Source organism: Glycomyces arizonensis DSM 44726 (genome assembly GCF_000482705.1).
Lineage (GTDB): Bacteria > Actinomycetota > Actinomycetes > Mycobacteriales > Micromonosporaceae > Glycomyces > Glycomyces arizonensis.
The window spans coordinates 151554-167034 of sequence record NZ_AXWO01000008.1; the positions used below are offsets into that span (position 1 = coordinate 151554).

Genomic DNA, 15481 nt, shown 5'->3' on the forward strand with positions numbered 1-15481 from the left:
CGGTTTCATACCGGCCGTTCGGCGGGCTCAGCCGAGGATGCGCCTCGCGCGCCCGAGCATGGCGGGGTCGACCATCTCGCCGTCGGGCAGGGTGGCGACGCCGCCGCCTCTTCCAGGACCGTGCTCCAGGGCGTCGACGACGGCCCTGGCCCAGGCCCGCTCCTCCTCGGAGGGGGCGAAGACCGCCTCGATGACGGGCAGCTGCGCGGGGTGGACCGCGACGCGTCCGCGCAGGCCCAGGGCCCTGCCGCGCTCGGTGTCGGCGCGCAGGCCGTCGAGGTCGCGGATGGCGGGGTAGACCGAGAGCATCGGCGCGTCGAGCCCGGCGGCGCGGGCGGCGATGAGCAGCCGGACGCGCGCGTGGTCGAGCACGAGGGGGTCGGTGCTGCCGAGGTCGCTCGCGAGGTCGGCCTCCCCGAGGGCCACCTCGCGCACCGCGGGGTGGGCGGCGACGGCCGCGGCGGCTTCGAGGCCGCGGGCGGACTCGATGAGCGCGGTGAGCGGCAGCCCGCCCGCGAGCCGCGCGATCGCGTCGAGCTCGCGGGGGTCCTCGACCTTCGGGACGCGGAGGCCGACGGCGGCGCCCGTGCCGCGGACGGCCTCGATCTCGTGCGCGGCCCCGGCGTTCACCCGCACTTGGAGCGCGATGCCCGGCGGCGGGTCGGCGAGGTAGGCGGTGACGTTCGCGAGCGCCTCGGCCTTCGCGTCGGCGGCGACGGCGTCCTCCAGGTCGAGGATCACGACGTCGGCGCCCGAGGCCGCGGCCTTGCCGAAGCGGTCCGGGCGGTCGCCCGGCACGTACAGCGCGCTGACCGGGCTCATACGACCCCCCGCTTCCGCAGCAGGTCCAGCTGCTCGCGGGTGACGCCGGCCTCGGCGAGGACCTCGTCGGTGTCCTGGCCGTGCGGCCTGCCGGTCCAGCGGATCGCGCCGGGCGTCTCGGAGAGCCGGAAGAGCACGTTCTGCATCTTGACGGGCCCGAGCTCGTCGTCCTCGACGGTCTGGACGGTGCCGATCGCCCGGTACTGGGGGTCGGCGAGCACGCCGCGCACGTCGTAGACCGGCGCGATCGCCGCCTGCGCGGCCTCGAACGCCTCGACCACCTCGTCGGTGGGGCGCGAGGCGATCCAGGCGGCGACCGCCTCGTCGAGCTCGTCGGCGTGCTGGGCGCGGGTGTGCCCGGAGGCGAACCAGGGCTCGTCGACGAGGTCGCCGCGGCCGACCAGGCGCATGACGCGCTCGGCGATCGACTGCGAGCTGGTGGAGACGGCCACCCAGTCGCCGTCGCCGGTGCGGTAGACGTTGCGCGGCGCGTTGTTGACCGAGCGGTTCCCGCTGCGCGGCTGGAGGGTGCCGAGCTGGTCGTAGGCGGTGATCTGGCCGCCGAGGAGCATCAGGATCGGCTCGATGATCGCGAGGTCGATGACCTGTCCGCGCTCGTCGCGGTCGGCGCCGCGGAGGGCGACGAGCACGGCGTAGGCGGTGGCGAGCGCGGCGATGCCGTCGGCGAGGCCGAACGGGGGCAGCGTCGGCGGCCCGTCGGGCTGCCCGGTGAGGGCCGCGAAGCCGCTCATGGCCTCGGCGAGGCTGCCGAAGCCGGGCCGGGAGGCGTAGGGGCCGGTCTGGCCGAACGCGGTCACGCGGGCGACGACGAGGCGCGGGTTGGCCTTGTGGAGTTCCTCGGGCCCCAGGCCCCAGCGTTCGAGGGTGCCGGGGCGGAAGTTCTCGATGAGCACGTCGGCGTCGGCGGCGAGCCGCAGGAGCAGTTCGGCGCCCTCCTCGGTGCCGAGGTTGATCGTGACGGTGCGCTTGTTGCGCCCGAGGGTCTTCCACCACAGGTTGACGCCGTCCTTGGACGGGCCGTGGCCGCGCGCGGCGTCGGGCTTGGCCGGGTGCTCCACTTTGATGACGTCGGCGCCGAAGTCGCCGAGGAAGGTCGCGGCGATGGGCCCGGCGAAGAGCGTGGAGACGTCGAGGACGCGCAGGCCCTCCAGCGGCGCGGTCATGCGGTGTCCTCCAGGTCTCGGGCGATGCGGAATCCGATGCCGCTCGAACGTTCGACGCCGAGCCCCGGCATCAGGTATTTGAGGCTGAACGTCGCGTCGCGGCGGCCGCCGTCGGTGTACCAGTCGGAGCCTTCGGCGCGGTGGTCACTGCCGCCCTTGAGCATCGCGAAGCGGGTGACGCCGTCGGAGTGCTCGCTCTCGGTCCAGTTCCACACGGCGGGAGTGCGGCGCTGGAAGCCGGGCCGCTCGGCGGCGAGCTGCCATTCGAACTCGTCGGGCAGTCGGGCGCCCGCCCACGCGGCGTAGGCGCGGGCGTCGGCGAGCGACACGCCCGTCACGGGGGCGCCGTCGGCTCCGGCGGTGCCGCAGAGGAACCGCGCAGATGCAACTGGCTCGTATCCGGTCGCGTCGAGGAACCTCCGGAACTCCCCCGCCGAGACCTCGCGGGCGGCGACGGCGACGGGCCGCCGGATCTCGACGTCGAGGGTCTCGGTCCGGTCGTCGTGCAGGCGCGGGGGCAGCGGCTTCCACTCTTCGACGTACGGGGCGCCTTGGTAGAAGCCGGTCTCGCGGCGGCGGTAGGTGACGGTGAGGCGGTGCGGGCCCGCCTCGACGCGGAGCGCGTCGGCGGGCGCGGCGGCGGATTCGGAGGGCTCGGGGACGATGCGGACCGCCTCGCGGGCGGGGAAGGCCGCGTCCGCCGAGCCGGGGTCGGCGGCGGCCTCGCGGAGCAGTCCGGGCAGCCAGGCGGGCTCGTCGGCGCCGGGCGCCAGTTCGAGGACGCCGGTGACGCCGCGGCCGGGCACGGTCACCGCGGCCGGGTCGGCGGTTCCGGCGGTGACGTCGTAGCGGCGCGCGCCTTCCTGGAGCGGCGCGGCGAGCGGGTCGCCGGTCCAGTCGCCCTCGGCGCGGTTGACAACAGTCCACAGTGTTGCGTCGTTCTTCGTCCAGCGCGAGACGTAGACTCCGGCGGCGATCGCCTCGGGCGTCGCGCCTTCGAGCGGCGACCACTCCCCCGCCACGAGGATCTCGTGCGCGGCCCGCTGCACGCGGAGCATGCGCCGCAGCGTCGCCTCGTCGCGCCGGTTCCAGCCGACCCACACGCCGAACACGGCGTCCCACACCAGGACGCCGGTGCCGTTCATCCACGCGGACTGGAGCTCGCCGCTGTGGTCGCGGTTCCAGCGCCGGATGGAGTGCATCATGTGGCGCCGCTCGTACCAGTGGGCCCGCTGCACGCCGGGCGCCTCGGAGTCGGCGAACCACTGGGCCCAGCTGAGCAGGTGGTCTTCGATCCGCTGATTGGGAACGCGGGACTCGCCTTCGAGGACCTGCGGCGGGTCGGTCTCGGTGAGGGCCTGCGTCAGTCTCGCGTCGCCCTCCTTGAGCGTGTCGAGGAAGACGCCGTCCGCGTTGTACTCCTGGACGAGCGCGGCGAGCTCGTCGGCGTCGTCGCGCTCGGGGCGGCGGGTGCCGGTGTCCCAGGGGTTGTAGTCGACGAAGACGCGCAGGCCGCGCTCGTGGAACTGCTCCACGAGTCCCTTGAGGTCGGGAACGTCGCGGTAGAAGTCGAACTGGTTGCGGTCGTCGATGCCGATCACGGGGTAGGCGTGCCAGAGGACGAGGCCGTCGAGGCCGCCTTGGTCGGCGATGGACTCAAGGAAGGCGTCGACGGTGAACCGCTGCGCGGCGTGGTCGAAGAGCCGCTCGTCCCACAGCCACACCTGGGCGACGGCGTAGGCGCGGCTCGCCCAGCGGGTCCGGGGGTCCCCGTAGGCGGCGCCGCTGTAGCGGAGCCGCCCACGGGATTCGTCGCGCCAGACGGTGAGGTCGGCGCGCCACGCGGGCCAGTCGGCGGGGTCGCTCGGGGCCGCGAAGATCTTGGCGATGTCGCCCGTCTCGGGGTCGATCGCGCCGCCGGAGGGCAGCGCCGTGGGCCGGTCGATGGGCCTGGGCACCAGCGGGTCGAACGTGTTCGTGGCGGCTTCGTCGGGGTCAGATTCCTTGCGCTGCACGGAACTTGCGCACCTCCTCCAGCGTCGGCATGGATGGGACGGCGCCCTTGCGCTGCACGGCGATGGCCGCGGCGGTGGTGGCGAAGCCGGTGGCGGCCACGAGCGCTTCGAGGTCCGTGCCGTCGAGGGCGGCGGCGAAGGCGCCCACGAACGCGTCGCCCGCGCCGGTCGTGTCGACGGCGTTCACCTTGTGGCTCGGGACGGGCACCGGCCCCGCGCCGGGAAGGCCGACCAGGGCGCCCTCGGCGCCGAGCGTGATGATGACCGCGCAGCCGTGGCCGGTCAGGGCCGTCATGGGGTCGGCCGCGGCGCCCGCGAGCTCGGCGGCCTCGTGCTCGTTGACCACGAGCACGTCGATGTCGCTCAGGACGTCGACCGGGACCGCGCCGCTGGGGGCGGCGTTGAGGACCACGCGGGTGCCCGCGGCCTTCGCCTCGCGCACGGCCTCGGCGACCGTGGGCACGGGCGTCTCCAGCTGGAGCACGAGCACGTCGGCGGCGGCGATCGCGTCCAGTTCGGAGCCGGTGAGCGAGGCGAGTTCGGCGTTGGCGCCGGAGTTCACGACGATCGAGTTCTCGGCGCGCCGGTCGACGTAGATGACGGCCGAGCCGGTCGGGGCGTCGACGCGGCGGTCGAGCAGCTCGATCCCGGCGCCGCGGGCCTCGGCGGCGAGGCGGTCCCCGGCGGCGTCGCGTCCGAGCGCGACGATGAAGCGCACCTCCGCTCCGGACCGGGCGGCGGCGACGGCCTGGTTGTTGCCCTTCCCGCCCGGGAAGGCCTCGCAGCCGTGGGCGAGCACGGTCTCGCCGGGCGCGGGGATGCGGTCGACGCCGTAGACGAGGTCGAGGTTGGCGCTGCCGAGTACGACGACTCTCATTGGGACACCTCCACTGTTCTGGCGGCGAGATCGGAGAAGCGGGTCCCGGCGAAGCCGGGGACGGACGTGTCGAGCCGGTCGTCGAGCGGGTCGATCCAGCGCGGCGGCAGGGCCTTCGCTCCGGTGGCGGCACCGGCGAGGGCGCCCGCGGTGGCGCCGACCGAGTCGGTGTCCCAGCCGCCGGAGACCGCGAGGGTGATGGTGCGCTCGAAGTCCCCCGCGCCGCGGGCGAGCGCGAACGCGAGCAGTGCGGCGTTGTTGAGGACGTGGACCCAGTGCAGGTGCCCGTATGCGGCGTGGAGGGCGTCGATCGCGGCCTCGTCGCCGAGACCGCCGCGGCCGAGCTCGACGCCGCGCCGCACGGCCGCGGCGTAGCGGCTCCGCGGCGGCACGACCGCGAGGCCGGTCTCCAGGACCGCGTCGATCGGGGCGCCCGCGACGGCCGCCGCGCTGGCGGCGGCGGCGAACATCGCGCCGTAGACGCCGCTGCGTCCGTGGCTCAGCCGCGCGTCGGTCCAGGCCATGCGGGCGGCGGCCACCGGGTCGCCGGGGCTCGCCCAGCCGTAGACGTCGGTGCGGATCTGCGCGCCGATCCAGTCGCGGAACGGGTTGCGCACCTTCCCGGCCTCGTCCGGCTCGTAGCCGTCGAGGAGGTTGCGGTAGACGATGCGCTCGGCGGTGAAGACGCGCCCGCCCGGCAGGCTGTCCAGCCAGGACTGCGCCACGTCGTCGGTGGTGAAGCCGCGCCCGACGCGTTCGAGCAGCGCGAGGGCGATGAGCGGGAAGTTCAGGTCGTCGTCCTCGGGCATGCCGTCGATGTTCTCGACGAGGCTGGTCGGACGGCTGCGCCGGTTCCACGGGTAGCGGGCCGCGACGTGGGGGTCGAGCCCGATCTCGGTGAAGTAGGAGCCGAGCGGCCAGTTGCCGGTGGCGCGGCCGATGGCGCGGATGCCTTCGAGCGGGATCTTCTCGACCGGTTTGCCGAGCAGGCAGCCGCTGGCGCGGCCGAGCCAGGCGCCGAGGACACGGTCGGCGTAGTCGGCGCCGCGTGAGCCGCGCCGCTCGGGCGGCTCAGCGGCGGCGAGGATCGCGTCGAGGTCCTCGGGCTCGGCCTCGCGCAGGGTCACGGGCTCGGGGAGGCGGTCGAGTTCGGCGAGCAGTCCGCGGGCGAGCGAGCGCAGCTCCTCGGACGCGGGTTCGGGCGTCGCGCCGCTGACGGCTGGTTCGGCCGCGCCGCCCGCGGCGAGCCAGCGTTCGCGCACGCCGGAGGCGTCGCGGCCGTCGAGTTCGGCGGCGACCAAGGCGTGCGGCACGAGGTCCTCGGGCTGCGTCCAGCTGAGCCGCATCATCAGCTCACCGTTTCCGTGTCGAATGCGTCTCGGGCCTCGGCGACTCGCGCGGCGCGGTCGGCGTCGGCCGCCCACACGTCGCGGGCGACGGCGGCGATGAGCGGCCCGGTGGCGGTGATGTCGATGCGGCTGCCCTCGCTCACGTCGCGGATCCACTCGCCGGGCACGGCGCCCGCGCCGCCGAGGGCGCCCGCGACGGCCCCGGCCATGACGGCGATCGAGTCGGAGTCCCGGCCGTAGTTCACCGCGCCCAGAACGGACTCGCGGTAGTCGCCGTTCGCGGCGATCAGCATGCCGAGGGCGATCGGGAGCTCCTCGATGGACTTGGTGCGGCTGGGGATGCGCGCGTCCATCGCGGGCTGCCGGTAGTGCGGGCCGACCGTGTCGAACGGCTCGACGGCGCGCCGCAGCTCGGCGAGACCGCCGGTGCGCCAGTCGCCGACGCCGGACGCAGCCTGCGCGACGGCGTCGATCGCGGCCCTCGTGCCGTCCTTGGCGAGCCGCAGCGCGGCCTCGACCACCGAGTCGACGGTGGCGCCGGGCCGCATCGCCTCGGCCACGGCCGCGGCGAAGACCCCGGCGGCCTCGCGCCCGTAGCTCGACTGGTGGGCCCCGGCGACGTCGATCGCCTCGGCGTAGGCGGCCTCGGGGTCGCCGGCGTTGACGATGCCGATCGGCGCGACGTACATCGTGGCGCCGCAGTTGACGATGTTCCCCACGCCCGCCTCGCGCGGGTCGATGTGCCCGTAGTGGAGCCTGGCGACGAGCCACTTCTCGGCCAGGAACACGCGGTGCAGCAGCAGCGACTCCGATTCGAGCTCGGGGATCCAGCGCTTCTCGCCGATGAGCAGCGGCACCAGGTGCTCGGCGATCGCGTGGGCGTCGAGGTGGTCCCGAACGGTGCCGTAGACGTCGACCAGGGCCGTGGTCATGAGGGTGTCGTCGGTGATGTGGCCGTCGCCCTTGTGGTACGGGGCGATCGGGCGGGCGTGGCGCCAGTCCTCGTTGAACGGGGGCACGATGCCCTCGATGAGGCCGCCGTAGCGGCTCTGGATCGCTTCGGGCGCGTTCCCCTCGGCCGCGCCGCCGAGTGCGTCGCCCACTGCCGCGCCCGCGAGCGCGCCCGTCGACTTCGTCACCAGCGTGTCCATCGTGTCTCCTTGCTTCGAGTTCGTGTTCGGCGTCCGCCGGGGCGGTGCCGGGGGGCGCATCGCCCCGGCGGACGCGGGTCAGCGTGCGGTCGCCCTATAAGCCCAGTTCGGACCAGCCGTCGACGAGCTGCGTCTTGAGTTCGTCGAGGCTGATCTCGTCGGCCAGGTACTGCTGGAGGGCGGGCGTGGCGTACTGGTCCTTCCACTGCGGATAGTTGACGGCCGCCTGGAACGGGGCCGCGGACAGCCCGTCGCCCGAGGCGAGGATGGCCTCCCAGCCGTTCTCACCGGCGGTGTCCTCGGCGACCTGGGCCCGCGCCTCGCTGGAGGCGGGGATCAGCCAGTCGCCCTCGGCGAGCGCCGCCTGGTGCTCGGGCTGCATGAAGAAGTCGATGAACTCGGCGGCCTCCTCGACGTGGTCGCTCTCGGCGGCGACGGACATCGTCTGCGGGTTGGCCGCCTGGACCGCTCCGGCCGTGCCCGCCAGCGGCGGCAGCACCGCCCAGTCGAAGCCCTCGGGCGCCGACTCGACGAGCTGCTGGGCGACGTAGTTGCCCGCGACGTACAGGGCGTACTTGCCGTCGAAGAAGCCCGGCAGCACGTCCGAGCCGCTCTGGGTGAGCGAGACGGGGTCGAGCGACTGGTCCTCGTAGGCCATGGTGTGGATGCGCTCGGGCACGGCCAGTTCGTTCTCGCCGACCTCGATCTGCGTGTCCTCGCCCTCGCCGGTGAAGAAGGTGCCGTCGAAGCCGAGGGCCAGGTTCATGACGGCGGCGGTCGGCTGCTTCATGCCCCAGCCGACGCCGTACGTGCCGTCGCCGGTGAGCTCCTTCGCCATCGTCTGGAAGTCGTCCCAGTTCAGCGTCTCCCCGGCGGGGACCTCGACCCCGGCGTCGGCGAGCGCGCCGGTGTTCGCGAAGACCACGTAGGACTGGAGCAGCGTGGGCGCGGCGACGACCGAGCCGTCTTGGGCGGTGACGGCCTGCCAGACGTCGTCCGAGACCGCGCCGGTCACCTCGTCGCTGAGGTAGGGGCTCAGGTCGGCGAGGTAGCCCTGCTTCGCGAAGCCCATGATGTCCGCGGACTCGTCGTGGATGATGTCGGGGGCCGTGCCGCCCTGGAACTGGGTGACCAGCTGGTCGTGGACGTTGTCCCAGCTGCCCTGGACGAGCTCCACCTGGGTGTCGGGGTGCTCGTCGTTCCAGGCGTCGACGATGTCCTGGGTGGCGGCGATCGTCGTGTCCTGGAACGCCAGCGACTGGAAGGTCAGCGTGGCGCCGTCCCCGTCGTCGCCGCCGACGCCGAACGCCGAGCAGCCGGTGAGCGCGAGGGGCAAGGCGATGGCGATCGCGGCGCCCGCTCGGGCGCCGATGCGAGTGCGCATGGCTTTCTCTCTTTCGTAGTGAGGATCGTTCGGCGAAGTCATGAGGATCAACCCTTGACCGCGCCGCTGAGGAGTCCGGCAGTGAGCCGTTTCTGGATGAGCATGAAGAAGCCGAGGCTCGGGATGCAGGCGAGGAGCGCGGCCGCGGCGAGCTGGCCGAGCTGGACCTGCCCTTCGGAGCCGACGAAGCGCGCCAGCGCGAGCGGCAGGGTCTGCATGTCCGGGTCCTGGATGAGCACCAACGCGAAGAAGAACTCGTTCCAGGAGTTGATGAACGTGAACAGGCTGGTGGCGACCAGTCCGGGCGCCAGCAGCGGCAGGACGATCCTGCCGAGCGTCCGCATCCGGCTCGCCCCGTCGACCGCGCCGGCCTCCTCCAGCTCGACCGGGATGGCGGCCACGTAGCCCTGGAGCATCCACAGCGAGAACGGCAGCGCCCACACCGCGTACACGAGCACGAGGCCCAGCAGCGTGTTCACCAGTCCGATGTTCTTGAGCAGCAGGAACAGCGGGATGATGATGAGGATGAACGGGAAGACCTGGCTGAGCAGGATCCAGCCGGTGGCCAGGCCGCGGAGCCTGGTGCGGAAGCGCACCAGGGCGTAGGCGGCGGGCAGGGCCACGGCGGTCACGATGACGGTGGTCGTCACCGCGACGAGGAGGCTGTTGCCCGCGGCGGTGAACAGGTCCGCCTTCTCGATCGCGTCGGTGAAGTTCTGCCAGTTGAGGCTCTCGGGGAGGACCCCGGCGTCCGGCGAGCGCAGTTCGCGCGAGGTCTTGAAGGCCGTGCTGAGCAGGAACAGCAGCGGGAACGCCAGGAAGCACATGTACGCGAGGAGCGCGAGGTACTGGAGCGGTCTGGCGAACGGGTTCCGCCCCGGCTTGGAGCCGCTGGTCGATGTGGTCACTGGAGCCGCCTCCTCATCTGGCCGCGGAGGTAGAAGAACAGGAACACGCCGATCAGGACGACCATGACGTTGCCCATGGCCGCCGCGTAGCCGAAGTTCCCGTATCGGAAGGCCTCGTTGTACGCGAACAGGCTCGGCAGCATCGTGGTGCCGCCCGGCCCGCCCGCGGTGAGCACGAACACGAGCGCGAAGGAGTTGAAGTTCCAGATCAGGTCGAGCGTGGTGATCGCCGTGATGATCGGGCGCAGTGCGGGCAGGGTGACGTGCCAGAAGCGGCGCCAGGTGCTCGCCCCGTCGATCGCGGCGGCCTCGTTCAGCTCGGCGGGGACGCTCTGGAGCCCGGCGAGCAGGGTGATCGTGGTCTGCGGCATGCCCGCCCAGACGCCGACGACGATGACGACCGGCAGCGCGATCGAGGACTCGCCGAGCCAGTTGACGTCGCCGGGCAGGCCGAGGGCGCCGAGGGCCCGGTTGACCGGTCCGTAGTTCGGGTTGAGCATGAGCTGCCACATGATCGCGATGATCACCGGCGGCATCGCCCAGGGGACGAGCGCGAGGGTGCGCGCGAGCCAGCGCAGGCGCAGGTCGAGGTTGAGCAGCAGCGCCAGGCCGAGGGAGGCGAGGAACTGGAGGATCGTGACGCTGAAGGCCCAGATCAGGCCGATCTTGAACGAGGTCCAGAACAGGCCGTTGCCGGCCAGTTCGACGTAGTTGTCGATGCCGTTGAAGTGGGTCTCGACGCCCAGTCCGGCGTGGGCGTCGGTGAAGCCGAGGAGGACGCCGTACACCAGCGGGTAGACGCTGAACAGCATCACCGGGAGCAGCGCGGGCAGGACGAGCGGCCACGCGTCGCGGCCGCCGCCGCTGAGGCGCGGCTTGCGGCGCGGCCGGGTCGGCCGTTCGTCGAGCGGCCGGGCGATCGTCGTCATGAGCGGACCTCCGCGTGGTCGGTCACGGGACCGGTCGACTCGCGCACCGACAGCGAGGGCGCGATGACGAGCCCGCGGACGGGCGCCTCGGGGTCCTCGATCCTTCGGATGAGCAGCTTGGCGGCGGCCTTGGCGCGCTTGGCCGAGCCGAGGTCGACGCTGGTGAGCGAGGGCGTGGCGAGTTCGGCGGCGTCGGTGTCGTCCATGCCGACGACGGCGACGTCGTCGGGGACGCGGGCGCCTGAGGCGGCGAGCTCTTTGAGCGCCGCCACGGCGAGCAGGTCGTTGGCGCAGACGACCGCGTCGGGGCTCGCCTGGCCGAGGAGGTCGGCGACCGCCCTGCGGCCCGCGCGGTAGGTGAAGCCGGTGGCGGTCACCTGGAGTTCGGGGCTCGACGGGAGTTCGAAGCGCCGGATCGCGTCGAGGTATCCGGCCAGCCGTGCGGCGCCGGGGACGGTGTCGACCGGGCCGTTGACGAGCGCGATGCGGCGTCGGCCCTGGGCGGCGAGGTGCTCGACGGCGAGGCCGACGCCGGTCGCGGAGTCGGCGCGCACGTTGTCGAGTTCGACGTCGGGCGGGAGGGAGCCGATGACCACGATGGGCAGGCGGCTGGCGCGCATGGCCTCGATGAGCTCGGGGGTGATGCGCAGGGGGCTCAGCAGGAGACCGTCGGCGTAGCCGCGGTTCAGACTGGTGACCAGGTCGATCTGGTCGTCGGGGTCGCTGCCGGTGGAGGAGACCACGAGGCGGTAGCCGGCCCTCGCGACGATCGGGGTGACGGTGCGCATCATCTGCACGTAGACCGGGTTGCCGACGTCGGCGACGGCGAGGGCGATCTGGTCGGTGCGGCCGGTCCGGAGGGTGCGGGCGCTGGCGTCGGGCACGTAGCCGAGTGCCTCGGCGGCCTCGCGGACGCGGCGGGTCATGTCCTCGGAGGCGGAGCCGCCGTTGAGGACGCGGGACACCGAGGCCACGGAGACCCCGGCGCGCGCGGCGACCAGCGCGAGGTTCGACTTCTTCGTCTCGGCCATCCGCAGCCCTTCGTCGTCGACGGCACTCATCGTTGAGAACGTTCTTAAGAACGATTACAAGAACGATATCAGCTTCCAGAGACTCCTGTCACCGGCGGCGCGGACAGAGGTGAAACGACTGGTCATCGCCGACCGATCGCCCGAACACGCCGCGAGGGGCCGAGGTCGGCGCTCGGCATCGCCGAGGCCGCGCATCCGGACGCGGAGGACCGGTGATTTCGCCGATGCAGACCGTCCGGTCGGTATGTGACGGTGTTCCACAGCACTTGCAGCGATTCCCGTCAAGGAGGACGAATCATGCGCCCAACGACATCGCATCCGCCGACGAGACGGCGCCGCGCCCTGCGCGCCCTCGGCGTGGTCGCGACGATGCTGACCATGCTCGGGGCCGGGGTCCTGGCGGGCCCCACCGCCGCCGCGGCCCAGAACCCCTACGAACGCGGCCCCGCGCCGAGCGAGTCCAGCATCGAGGCGAGCCGCGGCCATTACGACGTGTCGAGCACGATCGTCTCGTCCCTGGTCTCCGGATTCGGCGGCGGCACCGTCTACTACCCCACCACCCGTTCTGACGGCACCTTCGGCGCGGTCGCGATCTCGCCGGGCTACACCGCCGCGCAGTCGTCGATCCAGTGGCTCGGGCCGCGCATCGCCTCGCAGGGCTTCGTCGTCATCACGATCGACACGAACACCCGGTGGGACCAGCCGAGCCAGCGGGCGTCCCAACTGGAGGCCGCGCTCGACTACCTGGTCGAGGACAGCGACGTCGCCGACCGCATCGACCCCGGCCGCCTGGCCGTCATGGGCCACTCGATGGGCGGCGGCGGCTCGATCGAGGCGGCCGACGAGCGGCCCGAGCTCCAGGCGAGCATCCCGATGACGCCCTGGCACCTGGACAAGACCTGGCCCGGCGTCACCGTCCCGACCCTGGTCTTCGGCGCCGAGAACGACTCGATCGCCCCGGTCTACTCGCACGCCGAGCCGTTCTACAACTCGATTCCCGACTCGACCGACAAGATGTACATCGAGCTCGACGGCGCGACGCACTTCGCGCCGAACACCTCGAACACGACCATCGCGAAGTACTCCATCTCGTGGCTCAAGCGCTTCGTGGACAACGACACCCGCTACGACCAGTTCCTCTGCCCGCTGCCGGACGAGAGCGCCATCGAGGAGACCCGGGGCTCCTGCCCGCTCGGCTGACCCGCTCGATCACCGGACGGCGACCGCTCGTGCGCGGTCGCCGTCTTCGCGTGCGGGTCTTCCAAGCCGGATGCTCGGTTTTGTACCATTGGTCCATGCAACGGCGCGCACCGCAGGCCGCTGCCCAGGCGACGACGCCCGCGCAGCCGCAGGCACCTGCCGTGGCCGCGACCGTCCGAAGGCTCGAGGACGGCAGCATCGCGCTCGTCCTGACCGACGCCGACGCGCACCTGCTCGCCGAGGCGAGCGCCGACCAGCCGCTGCTGGTGCGCGTGGCGGCCGGGACGGACGGCGTCCGAGCCCGGGCCGAACTCGCGCGCGGACTGCGGGCCTTGGGCGACGGTCCGGTGAGCGACGCCCACGCCTCCCTGCTCCTCGCCGCGTCCCTGTTCGCCCGCTCCCGCGTCGCCGATCCGCGCCCGGCGCTCACCGCGGTCCTCGCCGCCGCCGACGCCGCGTGGTCCGCGGGCGACCGTCCCACCTGCCTGGCCGCGCTGGAGGCGGCCCGGTCCGTGCTGACGGCCGCCACGCCCGTCGAGGGCGACTGCGCGCGCCTGCGCGATCACCTCCTCGGCCTGCACGCGCTCCTCGAACAGCGCTTCGCGGACGCGGCCGGGCCACTGCGGCGCGTCCTCGCACACGGACGCGACGACTCGCCGGAGACGCTGCGCCGCGCCGCCATGGCGGCGCTGCTGCTCGGCGAGATCGCGACCTCCTGCCGCATGGGCGTGCGGGCGCTGGCCGCATCGCGCGCCGAGGGGCGCGACGACCTGGCCGCGCAGACGCTCGAACACCTCGCCTACGCCGAGATGCGCGCGGGGCTCCACGCCAGGGCGCGCGCCCACGCCGGTGAGGGACTGCAAGTGGCGCTGCGCTCGGGGCGCTCCAACACCGCGGCGCACCACCGGGCGGTCCTCGCCCTGACCGCGTCCGTCGAGGGCGACACCGAGGAGGTGGCGGTCCAGGCCGCGCTGGCGCTGTCGACGGCGCGGCGCCACGGCCTGGAGCAGACGCGCACGCTCGCCGAGTGGGCCCTGGCCAGAGCCGAGCTCGGCCGGGGGCGGGCCGAGGCGGCCGCCGCCCGGCTGGGCGAGCTCGTCCGGGCCGACGGCGGTCACTTCGCGGTGCGTCCGCTGCTCATGCCCTGCTTCATCGAGGCCGCGGTGCTCGCAGGACAGGCCGAGGCGGCGCGTCCGGTCGCGGACGCGTTCCAGGCGTGGGCCGGGTTCGGCATCGACCGGGCGGCGGCCGCGCAGCTCGCGCGCTGCCGGGCGCTCCTGGCGACCGCCGGGGCCGGGGCCGACACCGTCGAGGACCTGTACCGGCGCGCCATCGACCTGCACGCGGCGGACATCGGCGACTATGAGCGGGCCCGCACGCAGTTGCTGTACGGCAACTGGCTGCGGCGGCGCAGGCGCCCCCGAGAGGCCCGCGCCGTCCTGCGCGACGCCCTGCACGGCTTCGAGCGGTGCGGGGCGCGGGCCTGGGCGGATCAGGCCAGGGCGGCGCTGCGGGCCACGGGCGAGGCCGCCACCGGGCTCGGCGAGGACGCGGTCCTGTCGTCGCTGACGCCGCATCAGTTGCGGATCGCCAGGCACGTGGCGACCGGGGCGACGAACCGCGAGGTGGCGCAGGCGCTCTCGGTCAGCGTGCGCACCGTGGACCACCACTTGCGCAACATCTTCGCCGCGCTGGGCGTGCGGTCCAGGGTGGAGCTGGCCCGGCTGGTGGCGAATGCCCCCGAGCGGGAGCCTATGGCCCGGTGAGGAAGCGGCGCAGCCGGGCGGCGATGAGCTCGGGCCGCCCGCCGCGGTTGCGGTTCGCGGCGCCGCCGTGGTTGAGACGGTCGAATTCGACGCGCTCGGGGTGCGGCAGGACCCGTTCCAGGGCGTCCAGGGCCGTCTTGAGGTAGCCGGGGCTGCCGGCGCCGCCGAGCAGGAGCACGGGGACGTCGAGGGCCGCGTAGCGGTCGATCCGGTCGGCCGCCTCGCGCACCAGCGCGATGTCCTGGCGGAACGTCGGCGTGAGCTCCCGCAGCGTCACCCGGGTGCCGTCGGGGCGGCGGTCCCCGGCCGCGAGCATGAGGCGGGCGACGGCGGCCAGCGCCCACCGGGGCATGCCGCCGCCGAACATCCGCGTGCCCCGGGTGGCGGTGGCCAGCGCCGAGGCGAGGCGACCGTCGGCAATCTCCCGGTCGAAGCGGTCCGCGAAGGACCAGTCGATGGAGCCGCCGACCGCCAGCGGCGGCTCGTAGACGGCCACGCGCTCGACCGAGGGGAGCGCCAGCGCCGCCTCCAGGGCGATGATGCCGCCGGTGCTGACGCCGAAGACGGCCTTCGCGCCGGTGTCGCGCAGCAGAGCGGCGAGATCGGCGGTCTCGCCGCCGAGCCCGAAGCCGTCGGGGATCGGCCCGCTGGAGGCCCGGCCGCGCCGGTCGGGCAGGTGGACGGTGCAGGTCTCGGCGAGGGCCTCGGCGAGCTGCCCGTGGCTGGTGGCGGACTCGAATCCGCCGTGGACGATGACGAGTCCGGGGCCGGTGCCGGTCGTGAGGCGGCCGATGGCGGCGCCGTCGGGGGCGGTCAGGGAGTCGGTGGTGAACATGAGCCCATTCTCACTCAATTGTTTGATTGA

13 protein-coding genes are annotated in these 15481 nt (G+C 73.4%); 2 read left to right on the plus strand and 11 right to left on the minus strand.

The genetic code is table 11. The features are described from left to right. Window positions 1–27 precede the first annotated feature (27 nt). The 10 genes from H613_RS0110020 to H613_RS0110065 all read right to left on the minus strand — a co-directional run bounded on the left by H613_RS0110020 (window position 28) and on the right by H613_RS0110065 (window position 11680). Window positions 28–822: an HpcH/HpaI aldolase/citrate lyase family protein gene (locus H613_RS0110020; RefSeq protein ID WP_026923682.1), complete on the minus strand. Its 795-nt coding sequence runs from the start codon at window positions 820–822 to the stop codon at window positions 28–30. After that, entirely contained in the window at window positions 819–2006 is a 1188-nt protein-coding gene (locus H613_RS0110025; RefSeq protein WP_026923683.1) for a CaiB/BaiF CoA transferase family protein, read from the minus strand. The genes H613_RS0110020 and H613_RS0110025 overlap by 4 nt, the downstream gene beginning before the upstream one ends. Further along, on the minus strand, window positions 2003–4021 hold the full coding sequence (locus tag H613_RS0110030) for an SUMF1/EgtB/PvdO family nonheme iron enzyme (RefSeq protein ID WP_051393195.1): 2019 nt from the start codon (window positions 4019–4021) through the stop codon (window positions 2003–2005). Before H613_RS0110030 ends, H613_RS0110025 begins: the two co-directional genes overlap by 4 nt. Beyond that, window positions 4002–4898, minus strand: coding sequence for a ribokinase (locus H613_RS0110035; RefSeq protein WP_026923685.1), 897 nt, complete (start codon window positions 4896–4898; stop codon window positions 4002–4004). The genes H613_RS0110030 and H613_RS0110035 overlap by 20 nt, the downstream gene beginning before the upstream one ends. Then, a complete protein-coding gene (locus H613_RS0110040) occupies window positions 4895–6244 on the minus strand; it encodes an ADP-ribosylglycohydrolase family protein (protein WP_026923686.1) in 1350 nt (449 codons plus the stop codon). Before H613_RS0110040 ends, H613_RS0110035 begins: the two co-directional genes overlap by 4 nt. 2 nt (window positions 6245–6246) lie before the next feature. After that, window positions 6247–7398 carry an ADP-ribosylglycohydrolase family protein gene (locus H613_RS0110045; RefSeq protein ID WP_026923687.1) on the minus strand — a complete coding sequence of 384 codons (1152 nt, stop codon included), beginning with the start codon at window positions 7396–7398 and terminating at the stop codon, window positions 6247–6249. Between the two features lie 94 nt (window positions 7399–7492). Next, window positions 7493–8782, minus strand: coding sequence for an extracellular solute-binding protein (locus tag H613_RS0110050; RefSeq protein WP_026923688.1), 1290 nt, complete (start codon window positions 8780–8782; stop codon window positions 7493–7495). Between the two features lie 47 nt (window positions 8783–8829). Next, a complete protein-coding gene (locus tag H613_RS0110055) occupies window positions 8830–9609 on the minus strand; it encodes an ABC transporter permease subunit (protein ID WP_051393208.1) in 780 nt (259 codons plus the stop codon). Between the two features lie 77 nt (window positions 9610–9686). After that, window positions 9687–10619 (minus strand): carbohydrate ABC transporter permease, encoded by a 933-nt coding sequence (locus H613_RS0110060; protein WP_026923690.1) that lies wholly within the window; start codon window positions 10617–10619, stop codon window positions 9687–9689. Continuing rightward, window positions 10616–11680, minus strand: a complete 1065-nt coding sequence (locus H613_RS0110065; RefSeq protein ID WP_245598521.1) for a LacI family DNA-binding transcriptional regulator — start codon at window positions 11678–11680, stop codon at window positions 10616–10618. The genes H613_RS0110060 and H613_RS0110065 overlap by 4 nt, the downstream gene beginning before the upstream one ends. A 267-nt stretch (window positions 11681–11947) precedes the next feature. Here H613_RS0110065 and H613_RS0110070 point away from each other — a divergent pair, with 267 nt between their 5' ends. Further along, the gene (locus H613_RS0110070; protein WP_026923692.1) at window positions 11948–12850 is read left to right on the plus strand and encodes a poly(ethylene terephthalate) hydrolase family protein; all 903 of its coding nucleotides are present in this window, start codon (window positions 11948–11950) and stop codon (window positions 12848–12850) included. Between the two features lie 95 nt (window positions 12851–12945). After that, entirely contained in the window at window positions 12946–14616 is a 1671-nt protein-coding gene (locus H613_RS25730) for a helix-turn-helix domain-containing protein (RefSeq protein ID WP_084546507.1), read from the plus strand. Here H613_RS25730 and H613_RS0110080 read toward each other — a convergent pair. Further along, a complete protein-coding gene (locus H613_RS0110080) occupies window positions 14603–15451 on the minus strand; it encodes an alpha/beta fold hydrolase (RefSeq protein ID WP_051393197.1) in 849 nt (282 codons plus the stop codon). The two genes, H613_RS25730 and H613_RS0110080, sit on opposite strands and share 14 nt — an antisense overlap. Between the last annotated feature and the right edge of the window lie 30 nt (window positions 15452–15481).